Source organism: Janthinobacterium sp. BJB401, from assembly GCF_013372745.1.
In the GTDB taxonomy this organism is placed as follows: Bacteria; Pseudomonadota; Gammaproteobacteria; order Burkholderiales; family Burkholderiaceae_D; genus Janthinobacterium; species Janthinobacterium rivuli.
In genome coordinates this window covers 245546-263846 of the sequence record NZ_JABXFH010000001.1, presented here as the reverse complement: position 1 = coordinate 263846, position 18301 = coordinate 245546, and the positions used below count along the sequence as shown (strand labels likewise).

15 protein-coding genes are annotated in these 18301 nt (G+C 65.4%); 5 read left to right on the top strand and 10 right to left on the bottom strand.

From position 1 onward, the window contains the following. Positions 1 to 19: 19 nt before the first annotated feature. From HWE17_RS01175 to ybaK, 7 genes are all read right to left on the bottom strand, one after another. Positions 20 to 1252 carry a metal-dependent hydrolase gene (locus HWE17_RS01175; RefSeq protein WP_176387485.1) on the bottom strand — a complete coding sequence of 411 codons (1233 nt, stop codon included), beginning with the start codon at positions 1250 to 1252 and terminating at the stop codon, positions 20 to 22. A gap of 102 nt (positions 1253 to 1354) precedes the next feature. Next, positions 1355 to 3016, bottom strand: a complete 1662-nt coding sequence (locus HWE17_RS01170) for a GDYXXLXY domain-containing protein (RefSeq protein ID WP_176387484.1) — start codon at positions 3014 to 3016, stop codon at positions 1355 to 1357. Next, positions 3013 to 3972, bottom strand: coding sequence for a DUF2157 domain-containing protein (locus HWE17_RS01165; protein WP_176387481.1), 960 nt, complete (start codon positions 3970 to 3972; stop codon positions 3013 to 3015). Before HWE17_RS01165 ends, HWE17_RS01170 begins: the two co-directional genes overlap by 4 nt. 37 nt (positions 3973 to 4009) lie before the next feature. Further along, a complete protein-coding gene (locus HWE17_RS01160; RefSeq protein WP_176387480.1) occupies positions 4010 to 4300 on the bottom strand; it encodes a DUF427 domain-containing protein in 291 nt (96 codons plus the stop codon). 70 nt (positions 4301 to 4370) lie between these two features. Next, positions 4371 to 5042, bottom strand: coding sequence for a DsbA family oxidoreductase (locus HWE17_RS01155; protein WP_176387478.1), 672 nt, complete (start codon positions 5040 to 5042; stop codon positions 4371 to 4373). Positions 5043 to 5132: 90 nt separating this feature from the next. Then, positions 5133 to 5777, bottom strand: coding sequence for a glycerol-3-phosphate 1-O-acyltransferase PlsY (gene plsY / locus HWE17_RS01150; RefSeq protein WP_235211734.1), 645 nt, complete (start codon positions 5775 to 5777; stop codon positions 5133 to 5135). Between the two features lie 97 nt (positions 5778 to 5874). After that, on the bottom strand, positions 5875 to 6366 hold the full coding sequence (gene ybaK, locus HWE17_RS01145) for a Cys-tRNA(Pro) deacylase (RefSeq protein WP_176387476.1): 492 nt from the start codon (positions 6364 to 6366) through the stop codon (positions 5875 to 5877). A 37-nt stretch (positions 6367 to 6403) separates the two neighbouring features. On the opposite strand from ybaK, the gene HWE17_RS01140 reads away from it, so the two are divergent. Next, positions 6404 to 7375 carry an endonuclease/exonuclease/phosphatase family protein gene (locus tag HWE17_RS01140; RefSeq protein WP_176387470.1) on the top strand — a complete coding sequence of 324 codons (972 nt, stop codon included), beginning with the start codon at positions 6404 to 6406 and terminating at the stop codon, positions 7373 to 7375. Between the two features lie 20 nt (positions 7376 to 7395). On the opposite strand, the gene HWE17_RS01135 is transcribed toward HWE17_RS01140, so the two are convergent. Then, positions 7396 to 9927 carry a bifunctional diguanylate cyclase/phosphodiesterase gene (locus HWE17_RS01135; protein WP_176387468.1) on the bottom strand — a complete coding sequence of 844 codons (2532 nt, stop codon included), beginning with the start codon at positions 9925 to 9927 and terminating at the stop codon, positions 7396 to 7398. A 390-nt stretch (positions 9928 to 10317) separates the two neighbouring features. Here HWE17_RS01135 and HWE17_RS01130 point away from each other — a divergent pair, with 390 nt between their 5' ends. From HWE17_RS01130 to HWE17_RS01115, 4 genes are all read left to right on the top strand, one after another. Then, the gene (locus HWE17_RS01130; RefSeq protein WP_176387467.1) at positions 10318 to 11550 is read left to right on the top strand and encodes an efflux RND transporter periplasmic adaptor subunit; all 1233 of its coding nucleotides are present in this window, start codon (positions 10318 to 10320) and stop codon (positions 11548 to 11550) included. A 3-nt stretch (positions 11551 to 11553) separates the two neighbouring features. Then, a complete protein-coding gene (locus tag HWE17_RS01125) occupies positions 11554 to 14667 on the top strand; it encodes an efflux RND transporter permease subunit (protein WP_176387466.1) in 3114 nt (1037 codons plus the stop codon). A gap of 356 nt (positions 14668 to 15023) precedes the next feature. Beyond that, the gene (locus HWE17_RS01120) at positions 15024 to 15746 is read left to right on the top strand and encodes an MgtC/SapB family protein (protein ID WP_035821955.1); all 723 of its coding nucleotides are present in this window, start codon (positions 15024 to 15026) and stop codon (positions 15744 to 15746) included. Continuing rightward, positions 15746 to 16057, top strand: a complete 312-nt coding sequence (locus tag HWE17_RS01115) for a hypothetical protein (protein ID WP_176387465.1) — start codon at positions 15746 to 15748, stop codon at positions 16055 to 16057. Before HWE17_RS01120 ends, HWE17_RS01115 begins: the two co-directional genes overlap by 1 nt. On the opposite strand, the gene HWE17_RS01110 is transcribed toward HWE17_RS01115, so the two are convergent. Together HWE17_RS01110 and HWE17_RS01105 are read right to left on the bottom strand one after the other, a co-directional pair. After that, positions 16049 to 17446: an ATP-binding protein gene (locus tag HWE17_RS01110; protein WP_176387464.1), complete on the bottom strand. Its 1398-nt coding sequence runs from the start codon at positions 17444 to 17446 to the stop codon at positions 16049 to 16051. The two genes, HWE17_RS01115 and HWE17_RS01110, sit on opposite strands and share 9 nt — an antisense overlap. Then, positions 17439 to 18119, bottom strand: a complete 681-nt coding sequence (locus HWE17_RS01105; RefSeq protein ID WP_035821962.1) for a response regulator transcription factor — start codon at positions 18117 to 18119, stop codon at positions 17439 to 17441. Before HWE17_RS01105 ends, HWE17_RS01110 begins: the two co-directional genes overlap by 8 nt. Positions 18120 to 18301: the final 182 nt, after the last annotated feature.

The window sequence follows — 18301 nt, the reverse complement described above, 5'->3', positions numbered from 1 at the left end:
ACATCTCCGCGCTCTCTCTCTATTTCGGCGGCGCCAGCATGTCGGCGCGGGGGCGGTCCCAGCCCGGCACATAGGCGGGACACGGCCGGTTGCGGAACTGCTGCAGTTCCACGGTGGTGAAATTGGGCAGCATGCCGGGGTTGAAACGCACGTCCGTCAGCTTGTCCGCATTCAGTCTGGGCATGCGGGCAAAGCGGAACCAGGCGTCGACATAGCAATTGTCTTCCTGCAAGGCACGCAAGGCGGCCAGGCTACCCGCCGCCTGGGCCGACACGGCAATGCCGGGCGCCAGTTGCCGGCCCTGCTTGCTGGTTTCGGCCAGGCCGGCCGGGCAGGCGGCGGGCGCCAGCGATGCGGGCAGCAAGCTCAGGGTGCCGCGCCGCAAGGTGTACACGTCCGTCTTGCTGTCGAGCGAGACGTAGATCCAGCACAGCGGGTTGCTGGGAAACGCCGTCATCGACACGTCCCACACGCGCGTGCCGGGATCGAGCCGCTGCACGGCCGCCTCGATGCGCGTACGGCCGAGGGCCGACGCCACGCCCTGCGTGCCGATAAACGTGGCGGCCAGCGCGAAAGCCAGCAGCAGCGGACCGCGCCCCCGCTCGCCGGCCCGACCTTGCAGCACGGCCAGGATCGCGCCCAGCCCCAGCAGCACGGCCAGCGAGGCGGGCGCCAGATAGGTTTTATAGGTGAAGAAACACAGTGCCGCCGCCAGCCCCGCCAGCAGCACGCTTTTGACGATGCCGTAGCGCAAGGACATGATCACGGGCACGCCCAGCAGTACCCAGAACATGGGTTCGACAATGAAGACCATGTCGCCATACAGCCAGCGGCTGTCAAATGGATAAAACGGGTGCAAGCCATAGGAATTGAGGAAATCCATGCTCATGTGCAAGCAGAATCCCAGCAACAGACAGGCCGCCAGGCCGATGCGGGCGGGCACGCTTTCCTTGAGTAGACGGCGCGCGCCGGGCCATAGCAGCCACAGCAGGGCCAGCAACAGCAGCGCCTGCGGCAAGGCCAGCAGCAAGGTGTGCGTGTGGCCACGGTGGTGCAACATGTAGCCGAAGGGGCGCGGCAACAGTTTTGTCAGCACCAGGTCCAGGTCGGGCGCGTTGCTGGCAAACCAGGCCGAAAACAGAAACAGCGCACGCCGGGTGCGCTGTGCGGGTAGCTGCTGCTCGGGCGGCAGGCTGCGGTGTACCAGTTCGCCGACCCCGAAGCCGATGACCGAATGCGTAATATTATCCATCGGGCAATTTTACAGGATGCGGCCACCCCAAGAGCAAAGGCTGGGGTCGTACCCTCAGGGTACGACCCCGGATTCTGCCATTGGGTTTGTTCAATCAAGCGGCTACAGCGCCTGTAAATCTTCCCCACGCATGCCCACCAGCAAGGCGCGGCCGTCGGGCAGCACGCGGAACTCGCCATAGCGGGCCTTTTCCCAGCGCGCCGCCTCGCCTTCCTTGAAGAACCAGGCATCGCTGACCAGCACCCAGTTCCCATCCTTCGGCGTCAGTTCGAGCAGGAATTCGCCGGGCGCCAGCGCCTCGCTGGTGTACGGACGCAGCAGTTCCGCCACGCCGCGTGCGTCGCGCGTGGCCACCACGAGGGGCCGGCCAGGTGCCCGCTCCACGCTGGCCAGGGTGGACAGCACGCCGAGGCCCTGGAAATTGAGGCGCATATAGTCTCCCTGCATCAGCGAGCGGGGATCGACGGGCGCCAGTTCCACGAAGATCGCTTGTCCTTTGGCAATCAGCTGCTCTTTTTGCCAGATGCCGCCATTGGCGACCAGCAGCACCAGCAGCAAGCCGCCCAGCACGCCCAGGCGCGCGGCGCGGCGCTCCAGAACCACGTCCGCCGGTTTGCTTTCCACCAAGTGCAGCACGGCGCCGCGCGTGGCCAGCCACGACAGCGCGCACAGCACGGCGCCGGCCACGGCCAGCAGCGCCGCCTTGCTGGCCAGCGGCCAGGCCAGCTGATAATAAAAGCTGCCGATGATCCACGCGGCCGCCAGCGCGGCCGCCACGGCCACGCGCGAGCGCCCGCTCGTCACGCAATACGCGAGGATCAGCAGCACGGGCCCCAGCGCCGGCATGAACCAGGACAGCACGATCAGCACCAGCGCCACGCCGATGGCCGGCAACTGGCGCAATGCGGGCCAGCGCCATCCCGTCCAGGCGGCGGCCGCCGCAGCCAGCACGAGCGACACGCCATTCAAGGCTTGCGCATACCAGGCAATACCCTGGTGCCGCGTCACTTCGCGCGCCACTTCGCCGGCAAAGCCACCGCCCAAGGCGCCGCCCAGCATGAAGGTCATGCCGGACCAGAAGACCAGCCCCAGCAAGATTGCCAGGACCCACCCCGTCGACAGCGATTCCAGGAAGGCGGCGACGGGCGCGCCGCGGCCATCGTTGAACGCTTGCTTCTGCAACCAGTGGGCGGCCAGCCAGAAGGCCAGGGCCAGCATCCAGGCAAAATACAGCTCCGTGGGATCGTTCTCGAAAATCCAGTCGCGCGTGCTATCGACGATGCCCAGTCCCAGCAAGCCGCAGGCGACCAGGCCCAGCAACACGCGCAGCCAGTCGCGCGGCAAGGCGGCGGCGACCATCAGACATGCCAAACACAACAGCAGCGACGCCGTCTGCGTGGAATAGTCGCGGTACAGGGCATAGCCGAGCAAGCCGCCGCCCACCAGCAGGCAGGGCACGGCCAGCTGCTCGACGAACAGCGCCACGCCGCGCGCGCGGATCAGCAGCACGGCCACGACCAGCACGATGGCGGCCACGACGTACGCGCCGGGACCATGGCGCACGACGCTTTCCAGGCCCACGCCCAGCGCGATCATCAGGGGAATGGCAGCCAGCCAGGCGCCGAACGCCGTCATCAGCACCAGCGGCCAAGGACGAACATCCTGCACGGGACGGGTAGCGTTGGGCGGCAACAGGCCGGCGCGCGTGGCGTCGTCGATCAGGGTGGCGAGCGCGTCGGCTCGCTGACTATTCACATTGTTCATGCCGCCTCCCGGCGCGTGCGCCACAGTATGCCCTGCACGGTCAAGGCCAGCAGCACGGCGGCCAGCAAGCCCAGCATGGCCAGCGCTCCCACGCCATCGCCCTGGCCGTTGAACAGCACGTGCGTCAGGCCGCCCACCAGCAAGGTGTTGATACCGAGCGCGACGGCGCTCAGGCCGAACACGTCAAAGAACCGGCCGGTGGCCAGCAAGACGCCGGCCACGAGCAGCAAGCCCAGTCCGGCCCAGTACGGTGATTCGATATCGTGGCCGAACAGGGCGCTGACGGCCGTGCCCGTGATGAGGATGGTGGCCAGCACCAGGCCCAGGCGCAAGGCCCAGCTGCCCGCGCCCGTCCAGCGCGCCAGCAGAGGCGAGACAAACGCACAGGCAAGCAGCACGGCCAGCCAGCCGCTGACGAAAATGCCCAGGTCGGCCGAATCGATGCGCCAGCTATGGCGCGCCTGCGCCTGCATCCACAGGGTGGCGGCCGTCGCCAGTATCAGCATCCACGGCGTCCACAGCACGTCGCTGCGCGCGACAAAACACAGGGGCAAGGCCAGCACGGCCCACAGGGCGAACAGCTGCCACGGATCGGCGCCCGTCTGGTACGTCTGGCCGAAATACGCGAACAGGCCGCCGATGGTCAGCAAGGCCAGCAGCAGCAAGGGGACTTTCGCCCTGGGCACGGCAAACGCTCCCACGCAAGCGGCGGCCAGCACCGCTTGCAACAGCGCGAAGCGGCCCATGCGGCCGAAGTCTTCCCAGTTGGCGGCGACCCAGCAGATCAGCCCCATGCCCAGCAGCACGGCGCCCAGCACGGCCACGCCGCGCGGCAGCCAGTAGGCCAGGCGCCCCGGCTCGCGCTGGAAGCCGGCCACTTCCTGCAACTGCCGGGTTTGTTGGGCATCGAGCGCATGGGCCGAGGCGAGTTGGTACACGGCGAGGCGTAAATCCATCGTCTGCTTTCTTTATCGGGAAATTGGGGGAGCCAGGTCAGCGCTCGACGCTGACGCCACGCCAGAAGGCGACGTGACCGGCAATTTGCTTGGCGGCATCCTTGGGCTCGGGGTAATACCATGCCGCGTTGGCATTCGTCTGGCCATCGACGACGACGTCGTAATAGCTGGCCGTGCCCTTCCACGGGCAGACGCTCGTGTGGCTGCTGGGACGCAGGTAGTCCTGCGTCACTGCCGACAAAGGAAAATATACATTGTTTTCAACGACTTGCACCTGCGCATCGGTGGCTTGCGCGATGACGGCGCCATTCCAGCGGGCTGTTGGCATTTGACTATCCTCCTTCTGCGCCGAGTGTAGCGCAAAAAGTCCGCCATGGCGCGCGCCATTGGCGCCTGGTTCAGGCGCCGGCGATGATCTGGCGCAAGGCTTGCTCGAACACTTCGGCCGGCTGGCCGCCGGAAATCAGGTGGCGCTCGTTGATGATGACGGCCGGTACCGAGTTGATGCCGTTCTGCTGATAGAACTGTTCCTGTGCGCGCACCTCGTCCGCATAGGCGCTCGATGCCAGCACGTCGGCCGCTTTCACGGGGTCTAGCCCCACCTTGCCTGCCACGGCCAGCAACACGTCGTGCGAGGATGGATCCTGTCCCTGCGTAAAGTAGGCATCGAACAGCGCCATCTTGAGTTCTTTCTGGCGCCCTTCCAGAGCGGCCCAGTGCAGCAGACGGTGCGCGTCAAACGTGTTGTAGATGCGGCCGCGCTTGTCCATGGCGAAGGTAAAGCCCAGCTGCTCGCCGCGCGCACGGATGGCTTCGCGCGACTGCGCCATCTGTTCCGGGGTGGAACCGTATTTGCGGGCAATGTGTTCGCCGATATCCTCGCCTTCGGGCGGCATGTTGGCGTTCAGCTCGAAGGGCTGGAAGTGGATGTCGGCCTGGACGGTGTCTTGCAGCTTGTCCAGTGCCTGCTCCAGCGATTTCAGGCCGACCACGCACCAGGGGCAGGAAACGTCGGAGACGAAATCGATACGGACGGGGACGGGTGTGGCGGAGGTGGTGGAAACAGTCATGGTGGGCAGCCTTTGCGCGAGTCGGTGGCGGCCGCACCGCGCGGCGCCGCAAGCACAGCATATGCGTGCGGGCCGCGGGAAATCAAGCGCTTACTTTTTCTTGACGGGCGCCTTGGCCGCATCCTTCTTGCCACCGATCTTGCTTTCCTTACCAGAGAGCAAGTTCGCGATGTTCTGGCTGTGGCGGTAAGCCAGCAGCACGCTCATGACGATGACGGACAGCAAGATGGGATCGACGCCGAACAGCAAGCCATAGTAAAACGGCGCGAACAGGGCCGCCACCAGCGCTGCCAGCGAGGAATAGCGAAACGCGTAGGCAATGATCAGCCAGGTGGCCAGGGTAGCCAGGCCCAGCCATGGATTGATGCCCAGCAGCACGCCGAGGGCCGTGGCCACGCCCTTGCCGCCGACAAAGCGGAAGAACACGGGCCACAAATGGCCAAGAAAAACGGCGATGGCCACCAGGGCCACGGCCATGTCGCCCACACCCAGCGCAGTAGAAAAATGGTCGGCCAGGAACACGGCAAGCCAGCCCTTGGCGCCATCGCCCAGCAGGGTCATGATGGCGGCGCCCTTGTTGCCGCTGCGCAGCACGTTGGTGGCGCCCGGATTTTTCGAGCCATAGGTGCGCGGATCGGCAATGCCGTAGACCTTGCTCATCACCACGGCAAACGATATCGAGCCGAGCAAGTAAGCGGCCACTGTCATTGCCACGGTTGTGATTACTGGATTCATTTCTTCCCTTTATTGTGTTTATTGCACCAGCATCGAGGCTGGCGCAGCAGAATATACACCAGCGCCCAGCCAACGGACAGGGCGGCATCCAGTTTTCTTAATCCTGCAAGGCGCACTGCACCGGCTTGGCCTTGAGCAAATCGAGCAGCACCTGCGGCGCCAGCGAGACGAGAAAACCGCGCCGCCCGCCATTGATGTAGATGCGTTCGAGCGCCAGGATCGATTGCTCGACGTACACGGGCATGGCCTTCTTTGTGCCGAACGGCGAGGTGCCGCCTATCATGTAGCCGGAATGGCGCTGCGCCACTTCCGGCTTGCACGGCTCGACGGACTTGCAGCCGATGGCGCGCGCCAGGTTCTTGGTCGACACCTTGCAATCGCCATGCATGAGCACGATCATCGGCTTGGCCGCCTCGTCCTGCATCACCAGGGTCTTGATCACAGAGTGCTCGGGCACGCCAAGTTCGCGCGCCGAGACGCTGGTACCGCCGTGCTCCTCATACGGATACGGGTGTTCTTCGAAGGAAACTTGATGCTTGCGCAGCAACTGCGTCGCCTGGGTTTCGGAAATATGCTCTTTTTTAGCCATGCGTGATACGCTGATCGTTCAGTGAGGAGTGCTAATTATGCAGGAAGAAATCCGCTTTGCCACATTCAATGTCTGCAACCTGGCCCCCGCCGGGGCGAAATTGTATGACAACCTGGAACCGTTGAGCCCGGCGCAATACGCAGCCAAGGCGGAGTGGACGGCGCGGCAAATCGACCTGCTCGACGCCGAGGTGATCGCTTTCCAGGAAATTTTCTCGCAAGCGGCCCTGCGCGACGTGCTGTCGCGCACGCGCCATTACCGCGAAGCCACCGTGGCCGGCTACGACGCGATGGATGCTAGCGGGCGCATGCTGCCCACGGTGGCGCTCGTGTCGCGCCTGCCGCTGGCCGGCGCTGGTGTTGCCTGGGCGGATTTCCCTACCGGCGTGAGCGTCTCCGCCGAGGACAACGCCTGCCGCTTTGCCCGCGCACCGCTGCACGTCCAGGTCATCTTGCCTGGCGGACAGCTCACGGACGTGGTCGTCGTGCATTTGAAATCGCGCCGGCCCGATTACCGCCATGGCGACGGCTACGATGCGGCCAGCTACGCGCTGGCCAACCTGCGCTCGCTGCAGCGGCGCGGCGCGGAAGCCGTGGCCCTGCGCGTGCTGGCAAGCGAACTGGGCAATAGCGGCCGTCCCCGCATCGTGCTGGGCGACTTCAACGACATCGCCAATGCCGTCACCACGGCCATCGTCATGGGCGCGGGCGCGCCGTGCGAACCGCATGGTGACATGCCGGAAATGCGCGCGCGCCTGTACGACGCCAACGCCATCCAGCTGCGCCAGGATGCCCTGCGCCACGTGGGCTACACGAATATCCACGACAGCGCCTACATGACGATCGACCACATTCTCGTGTCCGAACATTTTCACCCTGCCTCGCCGCGCGCCATCGGCGTGCTGCAGGAGGTGACTTATCTCAACGATCACTTGCTGCTGGGCTTGCCGTACGCATCCGACCATGGCCAGGTGCTGGCGCGCATCAAGCTGCTGGGAAACATTGATTAACTCAGTCACTAATGCAATAACTAATGTAACAACTTCGCCAGCACGCTGCCCTCCACTTGCGCGCTGGCATAACGCCCCTGGTATTGCTGGCAGCCCTGCCCCCGCAGATACGCCAGCTGCTGCGCCGTTTCCACGCCTTCGGCGATCACCGTCAATTGCAGTTCGCGCGCCATGGCGATGATGGTGGCGGCGACCGCCGTGTCGGATTCGCCGGCCGCGCCATCGGCGGCGGGCAGGAAGGAGGGGTCGATCTTGAGTTTGTCCACCGGGTAATGGCGCAGATTGGCCAGGCGCGAATAGCCGGTGCCGAAGTCGTCGATGGCCAGCCTGGCGCCCAGCGCGCGCAGTTGCGCCAGCACGCCGGCTAGGCGCGCGCCGCCCTTCATCAGCAAGGACTCCGTCACTTCCAGTTCCAGGCAGGCGGCAGGCAAACCCGACACGGCCAGCGCCTCTTGTACGCTGAGCAATAAATTATTGTGCAGGCATTGCGCCGGCGACAGATTCACGGCCACTCTCCAGGCATGGCCCGCATCGTGCCACGCGCGCGCGCGCAGGCAGGCGTGGCGCAGCACCCAGTTGCCGATCGATACCATCAAGCCGCATTCCTCGGCCACGGCGATGAAGCGCTCGGGCGGCAGCACGCCCAGTTGCGGGTGGCGCCAGCGCAGCAGCGCTTCGGCGCCGAGGATCTGTCCGCTGGCAACATCGAGCGCGGGCTGGAACTCCAGCACGAATTCATCGCGCCCCAGCGCTTCGCGCAAGCCCTGCTCCAGGCTGGCCCGTTCGACGATTTGCGCATTCATCTCGGCATTGAAAAACTGGAAATTGTTGCGCCCGCTTTCCTTGGCGTGGTACATGGCGATGTCGGCGTTATGCACGAGGCTGTCGATGCCGTCGCCATCGCTGGGAAAGATGGCCACGCCGATCGAGGTCGACACATGCAGTTCGTAGTCGCCCAGCTGGTACACCTGCGTGACGGCATGCAGCAGGCTGGCCGCCACGTGGGCCACCTGGTCGATGCCGCCCACCTCGGCCAGGATGATGACGAACTCGTCGCCGCCATGCCGGCTGACCGTGTCGACGCCGCGCACGCAGCGCACCAGGCGCCGCGCCACTTCCTTGAGCAGCAAGTCGCCCACGTGGTGGCCCATGCTGTCGTTGATGTGCTTGAAGTGGTCGAGGTCCAGGTACAGGATGGCCAGCATGCTCAGCTTGCGCCGCGCGGCCGCCAGCGCCAGCGACAGCCGGTCCAGCAGCAGCACCCGGTTCGGCAGGTCGGTGAGGAAATCGTGCTCGGCCAGGTGGCGCGTGTGTTCCTCGTTTTTCTTGCGCTCGCTGATGTCGCTGAGGATGGCCAGGTAATTGCTCAATTGCCCCTGCGGGTCGCGGATGGCCGTCAGCGACAGCCAGGCCGGGTAGCGCCCGCCCGCCTTGCGCTGACCCATGATGTCGCCTTGCCAATAACCGTTCGCCTCGACTTCGTCCCACACATGGTCGAAAAACGCGGGCGCATCCGGCTCCACGCCCTGCAGGACGAACGGTTTACTAAGCATGTCGTCCAGGCTGTAGCCGCTGATCTCGCTGTACGCGGGATTCATGCTGACGACGCGCTGCTGCGGGTCCAGCACGACGATGGCCTCGCGCGCATGCTCGACCACCTGTGCCGACAGGTACAGAGCCCGCTCGGCCAGTTTGCGCGAGGAAATATCGCGGATCACGGCATAAAACAGATAGGTGTGGTCGAGCGTGACGGACGTGAGCAGCACTTCGCCCCAGAACAGCTCGCCCGTGCACGTCTGATAGCGCCAATCGTAGCGGCAATTGCCGTCCGCGTGGGCCTGCGCCGCCAGTTGCGTGCCGTGCAACGAGGACAATGCGCCATCAGGCTGGCGCAAGGGGGAAAAATCGCTGAGACGGCGCCCCAGCAGCCGCTGCCGGTCTTCACATTGAAACAGGGCGATGGCGGCCGGATTCGCCTCGGCGATATGCTCGTCGCGCAGCAGCAGGATGGCGTCGGCGGATTTCTGGTACAGCTGGCGGAAATTGTCGCCCATCAGCAGCAAGGCGCCCTGCGCGGCGCCATCCTGGCCGCTGGCCGTGATGTCGACATCGATGCAGACCACTTGCCGCACGTGTCCGGACTGCATGACGGGGAATACGGTGGAACAGATGCAGCGCGGCGCGGCCCCGTCGGCGCCCAGCTTCCACAGGCGCGTGCTGCGCGCCTTGCCGCTCTCCCACACGGCCGCCAGTTCGCCGGCAAGCTCCTCGGCCACCGTGGCGGCATCCGGCAACGCGGCGGCCACCCTGGCCCACGGCTGGCCCAGCGCCAGATCGGCCGTCACACCGTACAGACGCGCCGCGCCAACACTCCAGTAGCGCACGATGCCATCGCGGTCGATGCCGCGCACGGCCAGACCCGGTGCCTGTTCGACGGCGGCAACGATGATGGACAGCAAATCGAGCGCCTTGCCGGCCGCGCCCGCCTGCGGTTCGGCAGCGGCCAGCAAACGGCCCGGCGACGGGGCGGCTCCGGCAATCCGATCAGACATCAGCCCCCCGTGGCGCGGCCGCGCGGCAACCGGCGGGCGTATGGCCTGTCCGGTGGCGCAACCATCCTGACCATTCTTGCGCGCCGGCGAATCGGCTTCTTGAGGATGCGCAAGCATCGTGACGTGCGCGGCGTCGACGCGGGCAAGTTGGTTCCGGTCGCCGTTTTTTGCATTCCAGCCCCGATTTTGTGCAATCTGTCGCACGGCGATGGCGGCCAGACTTGAATCTTCCTAAAGTGGCAACATGCGCATCGCCGTGAACGGCCGCAGCGGCAGGCGTGCTGCCTGCGGCCACCACGGTGATGCGCTACCCGAATTCTCCCGGCCAGCGACAGGCCGGCCATACCGAGACCTGGCGCCGAAGCCCTGCGCCGCTCCTGAAAAAAACCTATGAAAAACGAGACCCTGCCCCCCGCCTCCCCCCTTGCCGCCACGCGCCGCCGGCGCTGGCGCACCCCCGTGCTGATCCTCGTCGTGCTGGGCCTGGCCGGCGGCGGCTGGACGGTGATCCAATCGAAGCAGCAAGCCGCCAAGGCGGCCGAACTGCAAGCGAGCAAGAAGAAGGAGCAGGAAAAGACGCCCGTGCATGAACTGGCGCAAGGCGACGTGGCCGCCATCGATGCACGCGCGCTGGCCATCAGCCTGCCCCTGTCCGGTTCGCTGGCGCCCGTGACCCAGGCCACCATCAAGGCCAAGGTTTCCGGCGTGATCGAGGCAACCACATTGCAGGAAGGCCAGCAAGTGGCGAATGGGCAAATCCTCGTGCGTCTGGATGCGGCCGACCAGCGCGCCCGCCTGACGCAGCAGCAAGCCATGCTCGACGAAGCGCAGGCGCGATTGTCGATGGCCGGCAAGAATGAAGCGAACAGCCAGGCCCTGCTCAAGCAAAAATACATTTCGCAGACGGCCTACGACACGACGCAAAACTCGGTCGACCTGGCGCGCGCCAATGTGAAGTCCGCCGCCGCGATGGTCGACATCGCCCGCATCGCGCTGGCCGACACGGTAATCCGCGCGCCGATGGCTGGCATCGTCAGCAAGCGCCACCTGCAGGCCGGTGAAAAAGTCTCGCCCGACATGCCCGTCTACACCATCGTCAACCTGGCGCAGCTGACCCTGGAAGCGCCCGTGCCCAGCGCGGAAATCCCCCGCATCAAGCTGGGCCAGGATGTGCACTTCAAGGTCGACGGCTTCGGCGCGCGCGACTTCGCCGGCAAGGTCACGCGCATCAACCCCACCACCGAGAGCGGCTCGCGCGCCATGCTCGTCTACATCGCCGTCGACAATGGCGATGGCGCGCTGCGCGGCGGCATGTTCGCCAAAGGCAGCATCGTCACCGAGCGCTCAATCGTGGCGCCGCTGGTGCCCCTGACGGCCGTGCGCAATGAAAAGCAGGGTCCCGTCGTGTATGCGCTGGTGAACAACAAGGTCGTCGCCCAGCCCGTCACCCTGGGACTGCGCAACGAGGATGAAGGCTATGCGGAAGTCACCTCCGGCCTGGTGCCGGGCGCGAAAGTCATCATCGCCAAACTCGATGGCGTCAAGCCGGGCCACAGCGTGACCTTCGCCGCACAGCCAGGCGCGCCCGCCACGCCGGCAGCCGTGCTGGCACGGAAGGACTGAGCCATGTGGATGACCAAAGTCAGTATTCAAAATCCCGTCTTCGCCACCATGGTCATGGTGGCGCTGGTGGTGCTGGGCATCTTCTCCTACCGTGGCCTGGGCGTGGAAAGCATGCCCAGCGTGCAGTTCCCGTTCGCCGCCATTGAAGTGAACTACCCGGGAGCCTCGCCCGAAGCCGTGGAAAACGACATCACGCGCCCCATCGAGGACGCCGTCAACACCGTCAGCGGCATCAAGACCATCCGCGCCAACTCGTGGGAAGGACGCGCCGGCGTCTACCTGGAATTCGAGCTGTCGACGAACATGGACAAGGCCATGCAGGACTTGCGCGACAAGGTGGCCCTGGTGCGTCCGCGCTTCCCGAAAGAAGCCAAGGACCCGTTCATCGCCCGCGCCGAAGGCGACAACGAACGCCCCATCGCCACCATCGTATTGACATCGACCGGACATGACCTGCGCTCGCTGTCGACCATGACGGAGCAAATCATCAGCAAGCGCTTCCAGAGCGTGGCCGGCGTGGGACAAGTCAAGCTGCGCGGCCTGCGCGCGCGCCAGATCCTTATCAGCATGAAGCCGATCGAACTCAATGCCCAGGGCATCGGCGTCGATGAAGTGATACGCGCCATCCAGGCCACGAATACCAATCTGCCGGCCGGCTCGATCAGCCATGGCGCGGCCGAGCAACTGGTGCGCGTGGAAGGCAAGATCAAGGATGCGCGCGAGTTCGGCAAGATCATCGTCGCGCGCCGCGCCATCGGCCCCGTGTACCTGGACCAGGTGGCCACCGTGGTCGACGGCGAGCAGGAAGAACTGTCGATCTCGCGCATGAACGGCCAGCAAGCCGTGACGATGGAAATCACCAAGGTGCAGGACGCCAACGTGGTGGAAGTGGGCACCGGCATCCTGAAAGTGGCGGCGGACCTGCAAAAGACCCTGCCGCCCGATATCAAGCTGCGCGTGCTGGACGACGAATCGGAGCGCGTGCAAAGCCAGCTCAATAACGTCAAGCGTACCATCATCGAAGGCGCCGTGCTGACCATGGTGATCGTCTTCCTGTTCCTGCACTCGTGGCGCTCGACCATCATCACGGGACTGACCCTGCCGATCTCCGTGCTGGCCAGCTTCATCGCCATGAAGGCCTTCGGTTTTACGCTGAACTTTTTGACCCTGATGGCGCTGTCCTTGTGCATTGGCCTGTTGATCGATGACGCCATCGTCGTGCGCGAAAACATCGTGCGCCACCTGGGTATGGGCAAGAGCCACTACAAGGCGGCCAACGACGGCACCAATGAAATCGGCCTGGCCGTGATGGCCACCACGTTCGCCATCGTCGCCGTGTTCGTCCCCGTCGCCTTCATGGACGGCATCATCGGCCGCTTCTTCCTGCAGTTCGGCATCACCGTGGCCGTCGCCGTGCTCGTCTCGCTGTTCGTCAGTTTTACCCTCGACCCCATGCTGTCATCCGTCTGGCGCGATCCCGTCAAGGACCGCTTCAAATACGCGCCGTGGCTGGGCCGCTTCATGGCCTGGATCGAGACGGGCATCGACCGCCTGCACGTCTGGTACGGCAAGGTGCTGAAAGTGGCCCTGCGCTGGCGCAAGACCACCCTGGCCACGGCCGTGGCGCTGTTCGCGGGCAGCCTGATGCTCGTGCCCATGATCGGCGGCGAGATGTTCCCCGAGACGGACCAGGGCTGGGTCAACCTGCGCTTCAAGACGCCCGTCGGCTCCAGCCTCGAATACACGGATAGCAAAGTGCGCCAGATCGAAACGGCGCTGAAGGAATTCCCCGAAATCGACAGCCTGGTGGCCAATATCGGCACGCCCGATGGACGCAATGCGGCCGAGGTGAACCTGAAGCTGACGGACATCAAGACGCACAAGCGCCGCTCGCAGCAGGAACTGGAAAAGCTGATCCGCGAACGCCTGGCGCCGATCGCCGGCATCACCCTGTCCGTCGGTAACCGCCCCATCTTCATCGCCATCCTCGGTACGGATGAAGGCAAGCTCGATGCAGTGGCGCACCGCCTGATGGACAAGATGCGCAGCATCAAGGGCCTGGCCGACATGGAGTACAGCCAGGAAGGCGCCAATCCGTCGACCACCGTGAAGATCAATAACGAACTGGCCAGCGATCTGGGCTTGTCGGTGCAGCAGATCGGCAATGCCTTGCGTCCTTTTGTTGCGGGCGACACGGTCAGCCACTGGTTAGCCAGCGACGGACAAAACTACGACGTCAACGTGCAGCTGCCCAAGTCGGGCCGCCAGAAAGTGGCCGACCTGGCCGACCTGTCGCTGGCGTCCAGCAAACTCGATGCGAACGGCAAGCCCGTCATGATTCCGCTGCGCCAGGTGGTCGACTTCGTGCCGTCATCAAGCCCGCAAGTGCTGAAACGCCAGGCCTTGCAGCGCCGGGTCGCCATCTATGCGGGCACGCAGGGCCGCCCCGCCGGCGACGTCGACGCCGACGTGCAGAAAGCCATCAAGTCCATCGACCTGCCACCGGGCGTGCGCTTCGACGTGGCCGGCAATGCGCAGCAGATGGCCGAAACCATGGGCGGCGCCATGATGGCGCTGGGGATTGCCGTGATCTTCATCTACCTGGTGCTGGCGTCGCAATTCGGCAGCTTCCTGCAGCCGATCGCCATCATGGTGTCCCTGCCGCTCTCCTTGATCGGCGTGCTGGCCGCACTCCTGATCACGGGCAGCACCCTGAACATCTTCTCCGTGATCGGCTTCATCATGCTCATGGGCCTGGTCACCAAGAATGCGATTCTGCTGGTCGACTTCACCAACCAGCGCCAGCGCGAAGGCCTGGGGCAATTCGAGGCGCTGATGGAAGCGGGGCAGGTGCGGCTGCGCCCCATCCTCATGACGACCCTGGCGATGGTCTTCGGCATGCTGCCGATGGCCATCGGCATGGGCGACGGCGGCGAATCGCAGGCGCCGATGGGCCGCGCCGTCATCGGCGGCGTGATTACCTCGACCTTGCTGACACTGGTGGTGGTGCCCGTCGCCTACACCTACCTCGATAGCCTGGGCAAGCGCGCCGCGCGCTTCTTTGGCGGCGGCGAGCATGCCGAATCCGCCGGCGACGCCAAGGCACACGCCCACTGATCCACCGGTCGCCTTCACCGTCCCCGCATTGGCGGGGACGACGCGGCGGCTTCCTGAAGAGAGCTTCAGTTGACCAAAGCGGCCCCACTGGCTAGACTGTCCCCGTTATCAATGATATGGAGTGACTCGTGGGTGCTTGTTCCAGTGACAGTAGTCGATTGACCATCGGCGATCGGCCTTAGGCAAGACGCGCGCATTCCGCCCGCCCTGCCCTCGGCAAGGTGTGGTTTTACCAACGGCGATGTTCATTCGCCGCACTTCCCTCATCGTTCCACCGTTGTCGTCTGCTGCCCCCTTTCGGGGCGAATTGTCTTCGCCCTTGCACTCGCCTGTTCCTCCCCAGCCGGGAGAAACTGATGGTGGTATTTGACTTTGCGCTGCGCGTTGCCGCAGCCTTGACCCTGGGCGCCATGATCGGCGCCGAACGCCAGCTGCGCCAGCGCATGGCGGGCCTGCGCACCAACGCGCTCGTGTCCGTCGGCGCCTCGCTGTTCGTGATGGTTTCCGTGCTCGAAGGCGATAGCGCTGGCCATATGCGCATCGCCGCGCAGGTGGTGTCGGGCATTGGATTCCTTGGCGCCGGCGTCATCATGCGCGAAGGCATGACGGTGCGCGGCTTGAACACGGCCGCCACCCTGTGGTGCTCGGCCGCCATCGGCATCCTGTGCGGCCTGGGCTTCGCCCTGGAAGCGGCCATCGGCACGGGCTTCGTGCTGATCGCCAACCTGGTGCTGCGGCACCTGGCGCAACGCATCAACGCGCACGGCAGCGAAGCGGGCATCGAGACGGAAAGCATCTACCGCGTCACGGCCGTGTGCGAGGCGGAGCAGGAAGTCCAGGTGCGCAACCTCATGCTGCGCATGATCAGCGGCATGCCGGCCCTGATGCTGCAATCCTTGCACAGCGAAGACGCGGCGCACGCGGGACGCATCGAAGTGCGCGCCGACCTGCTCACGCCCTTGTCCAGCCTGGGATTGCTGGAGCAGATCGTCAGCCAGGTGAGCCTGGAAGGCAGCGTCTCGGCTGTGCGCTGGGCGCTGGTGAACAACGCGGAATTTGTCGCCGAACGGGGAGTCTGATGATGAAAAAATTCTTCCATTGGTTTGCCCGGCGCGGTCCCGTAGTGGTCACCTACCGCCTGACCGTCACTTGCCCCGCCGCGCAAGCGGACCACGTGGTGCGCCTGCTGCTGGCCGAACTCAAAGGCGCGGGCCTGGCGCCGTCGCAGATGCTGCGCAGCTGGGACGAAGCCCGGCAAGTGGTCCGGCTGATCGCCACGGTGCTGTGCCAGGCCGTGCAGCGCGCCGTGCTGGTGCGCTTCGTCAACCGCGCGGGCGCCTGGCCGCAAGTGCGGCAAGTGCGCTGGGAAGGCGTGGCGCCCTCAATCTGAGGCGGGCAGGCGCATGAGGAACAGGGCGCCGCCTTGCGGACGGTTCCGCGCCTCAATGCTGCCGCCATACGCATGGACGATGGCTTGCGACAGGGCCAGTCCCAGTCCGAAGCCGGGCGCCTCGCCCGCGCGCGCCTTGGCGCCCCGGTAAAAGCGCTCGAACAGATGCGGCAAGTCTTCCACGCCGATGCCCGGTCCCGCATCCGCCACGCCCACAAACGCATGTTCGCCCTCGCGCGACACCTGCACCGTGATCACGCTGTCGGGCGGCGAAAACTTCACGGCGTTATCGAGCAGATTGGCCAGCACCAGATCCACCGGGCCGGCCGCCACCCGCGCCTGCACGGCCACACTGTCATCAACAACGATGCGGATGCCGCGCTGCGCGGCTGCCTTTTCCAGCCGCTGCGCGGCCGCCCGCACGAGAGGATTAAGTGCTATGGTTTCCACGGCATTGCGCTCCTGGCCCACGTCCAGGCGCGTGAGCATCAGCAACTCTTCCACCAGGGTCGTCAGGCGCTGCACTTCATCGAGGCAGGATGCCAGCGCATCGACATACTCGGGCGACTCGCGGGGGCGGCGCAGGGTGATTTCGATTTCCGTGCGCAGGCGCGACAGGGGCGAGCGCAATTCGTGCGAGGCGTCGGCCGTGAAGCGGCGCTGCGCATCGTAGCCGTGTTCCAGGCGGTCCAGCATGGCGTTCAGGGTATCGACCAGGCGGCCGATTTCGTCCTGCGTGCCGGGATGGGGAAGGCGCTGGTGCAGGCTGGCTTCGCCGATCGAATGCGCCTGGTCCACCACGTCGTCGATGGCGCCCAGCACGCGGCGCGTGAGCATTTCGCCAGCCAGCCCCACGGCCGCCAGCAAGGCCAGCGCCATGGCGCCAAACAGCACCGTGGCCGCGGCCAGCACGTGGTTGGTGTCGTCGAGCGAACCGGCCACCTGCACCGCCAGGCCCGCGCCGGACGAGGGCACGGGAATGGAAATCATGCGCAACGGCTCTTCGCCGAACTTGGGCAGGGTCTCGAAGACGGTCTCGCCGGCCGCCAGGCGCGCCAGCAAGGCCGGCGGCGCCGGCAGCTGCGCCGCCTCCAGATTGCGGCTGCGCGCCAGCACGCGGCCTTCGCCATCGATGATCTGCACCAGGCGGTCCAGGCGCGTCAATGAGGGCTGCGCCAGGCCCGGCGCCACCTCGTGCACCTGCACCGGCTGGCGCGGCGCGGCAGGCAGCATGGCCATTTCCGTCTCGGCCAGCGCCATCAGGGCCGCATCGAGCTGGCCATGCACGGCGCGCGACAGGCCCCAGTAGCCGGCCAGCGCCGTGCAGGCGACGATGGCGAGGATGACGGCCAGATGCACCAGCAGCAAGCGTTTTCGAAAGCTAGCCACCGTTGTTTTCCGCCAGGCGGAAACCGCGTCCGCGCACCGTGTGGATCAACGGAGGCAAACCCGGAGCATCGACCTTGCCTCGCAAATTGCGTACGTGGACGTCGATCAGGTTATCGATGCCGATCAGGTCCGCCTGCCAGATCTGCTCGGCCAGACGCGCGCGGCTGACCACTTCGCCCGCCTGGCGCAGCAGGATCAACAGAATCGCATATTCCTTGGGTGTCAGCACCAGCGGCGCGCCGGCCCGCGTGGCCTGGTGGCTGACGGGATCGAGCGTCAAGTCGGCCAGCGCCAGCACCAGCGGGCGGCTGATGTCGGAGCGGCGCAGCAAGGCGCGGATGCGCGCCAGCAGTTCCTCGAACTCAAACGGCTTTGTGAGGTAATCGTCGGCGCCCGTGTTCAGGCCCGCCACCCGGTCGGCCGTGGCGTCGCGCGCCGTCAGCATCAGCACGGGCGTCTGGATGCCGCGCGCGCGCAGGTCGCGGCAAAAGTCGATGCCCTGCTTGCCCGGCAACATCCAGTCCAGCACGATCGCGTCATAGTCGACGGCGTAGCTTTCATCCTCGCCCTCTTCCGCGCTGTGCGCCACATCGACAACAAAGCCTTCTTCCTGCAAGCCGCGGGCCAGCAGGCGCGCCGCCTTGCGGTCGTCTTCCACCAGGAGGATTCTCATGCCTGCCTTTCGCGTCGCGCCGTGTTTTTCATGCTGTCATTTTACCGCGCTCCACCGTGCGCGCACCGAACCTGAAGAATGATTCAGGCGTTCTTGGGCGCTTCTTCAGGAGCACATTGCTATGCTTTCCCGGCGCTGTAGTGACGCTGTGACGCTGCTTGCACTCCCCTCTGACCGCCCGC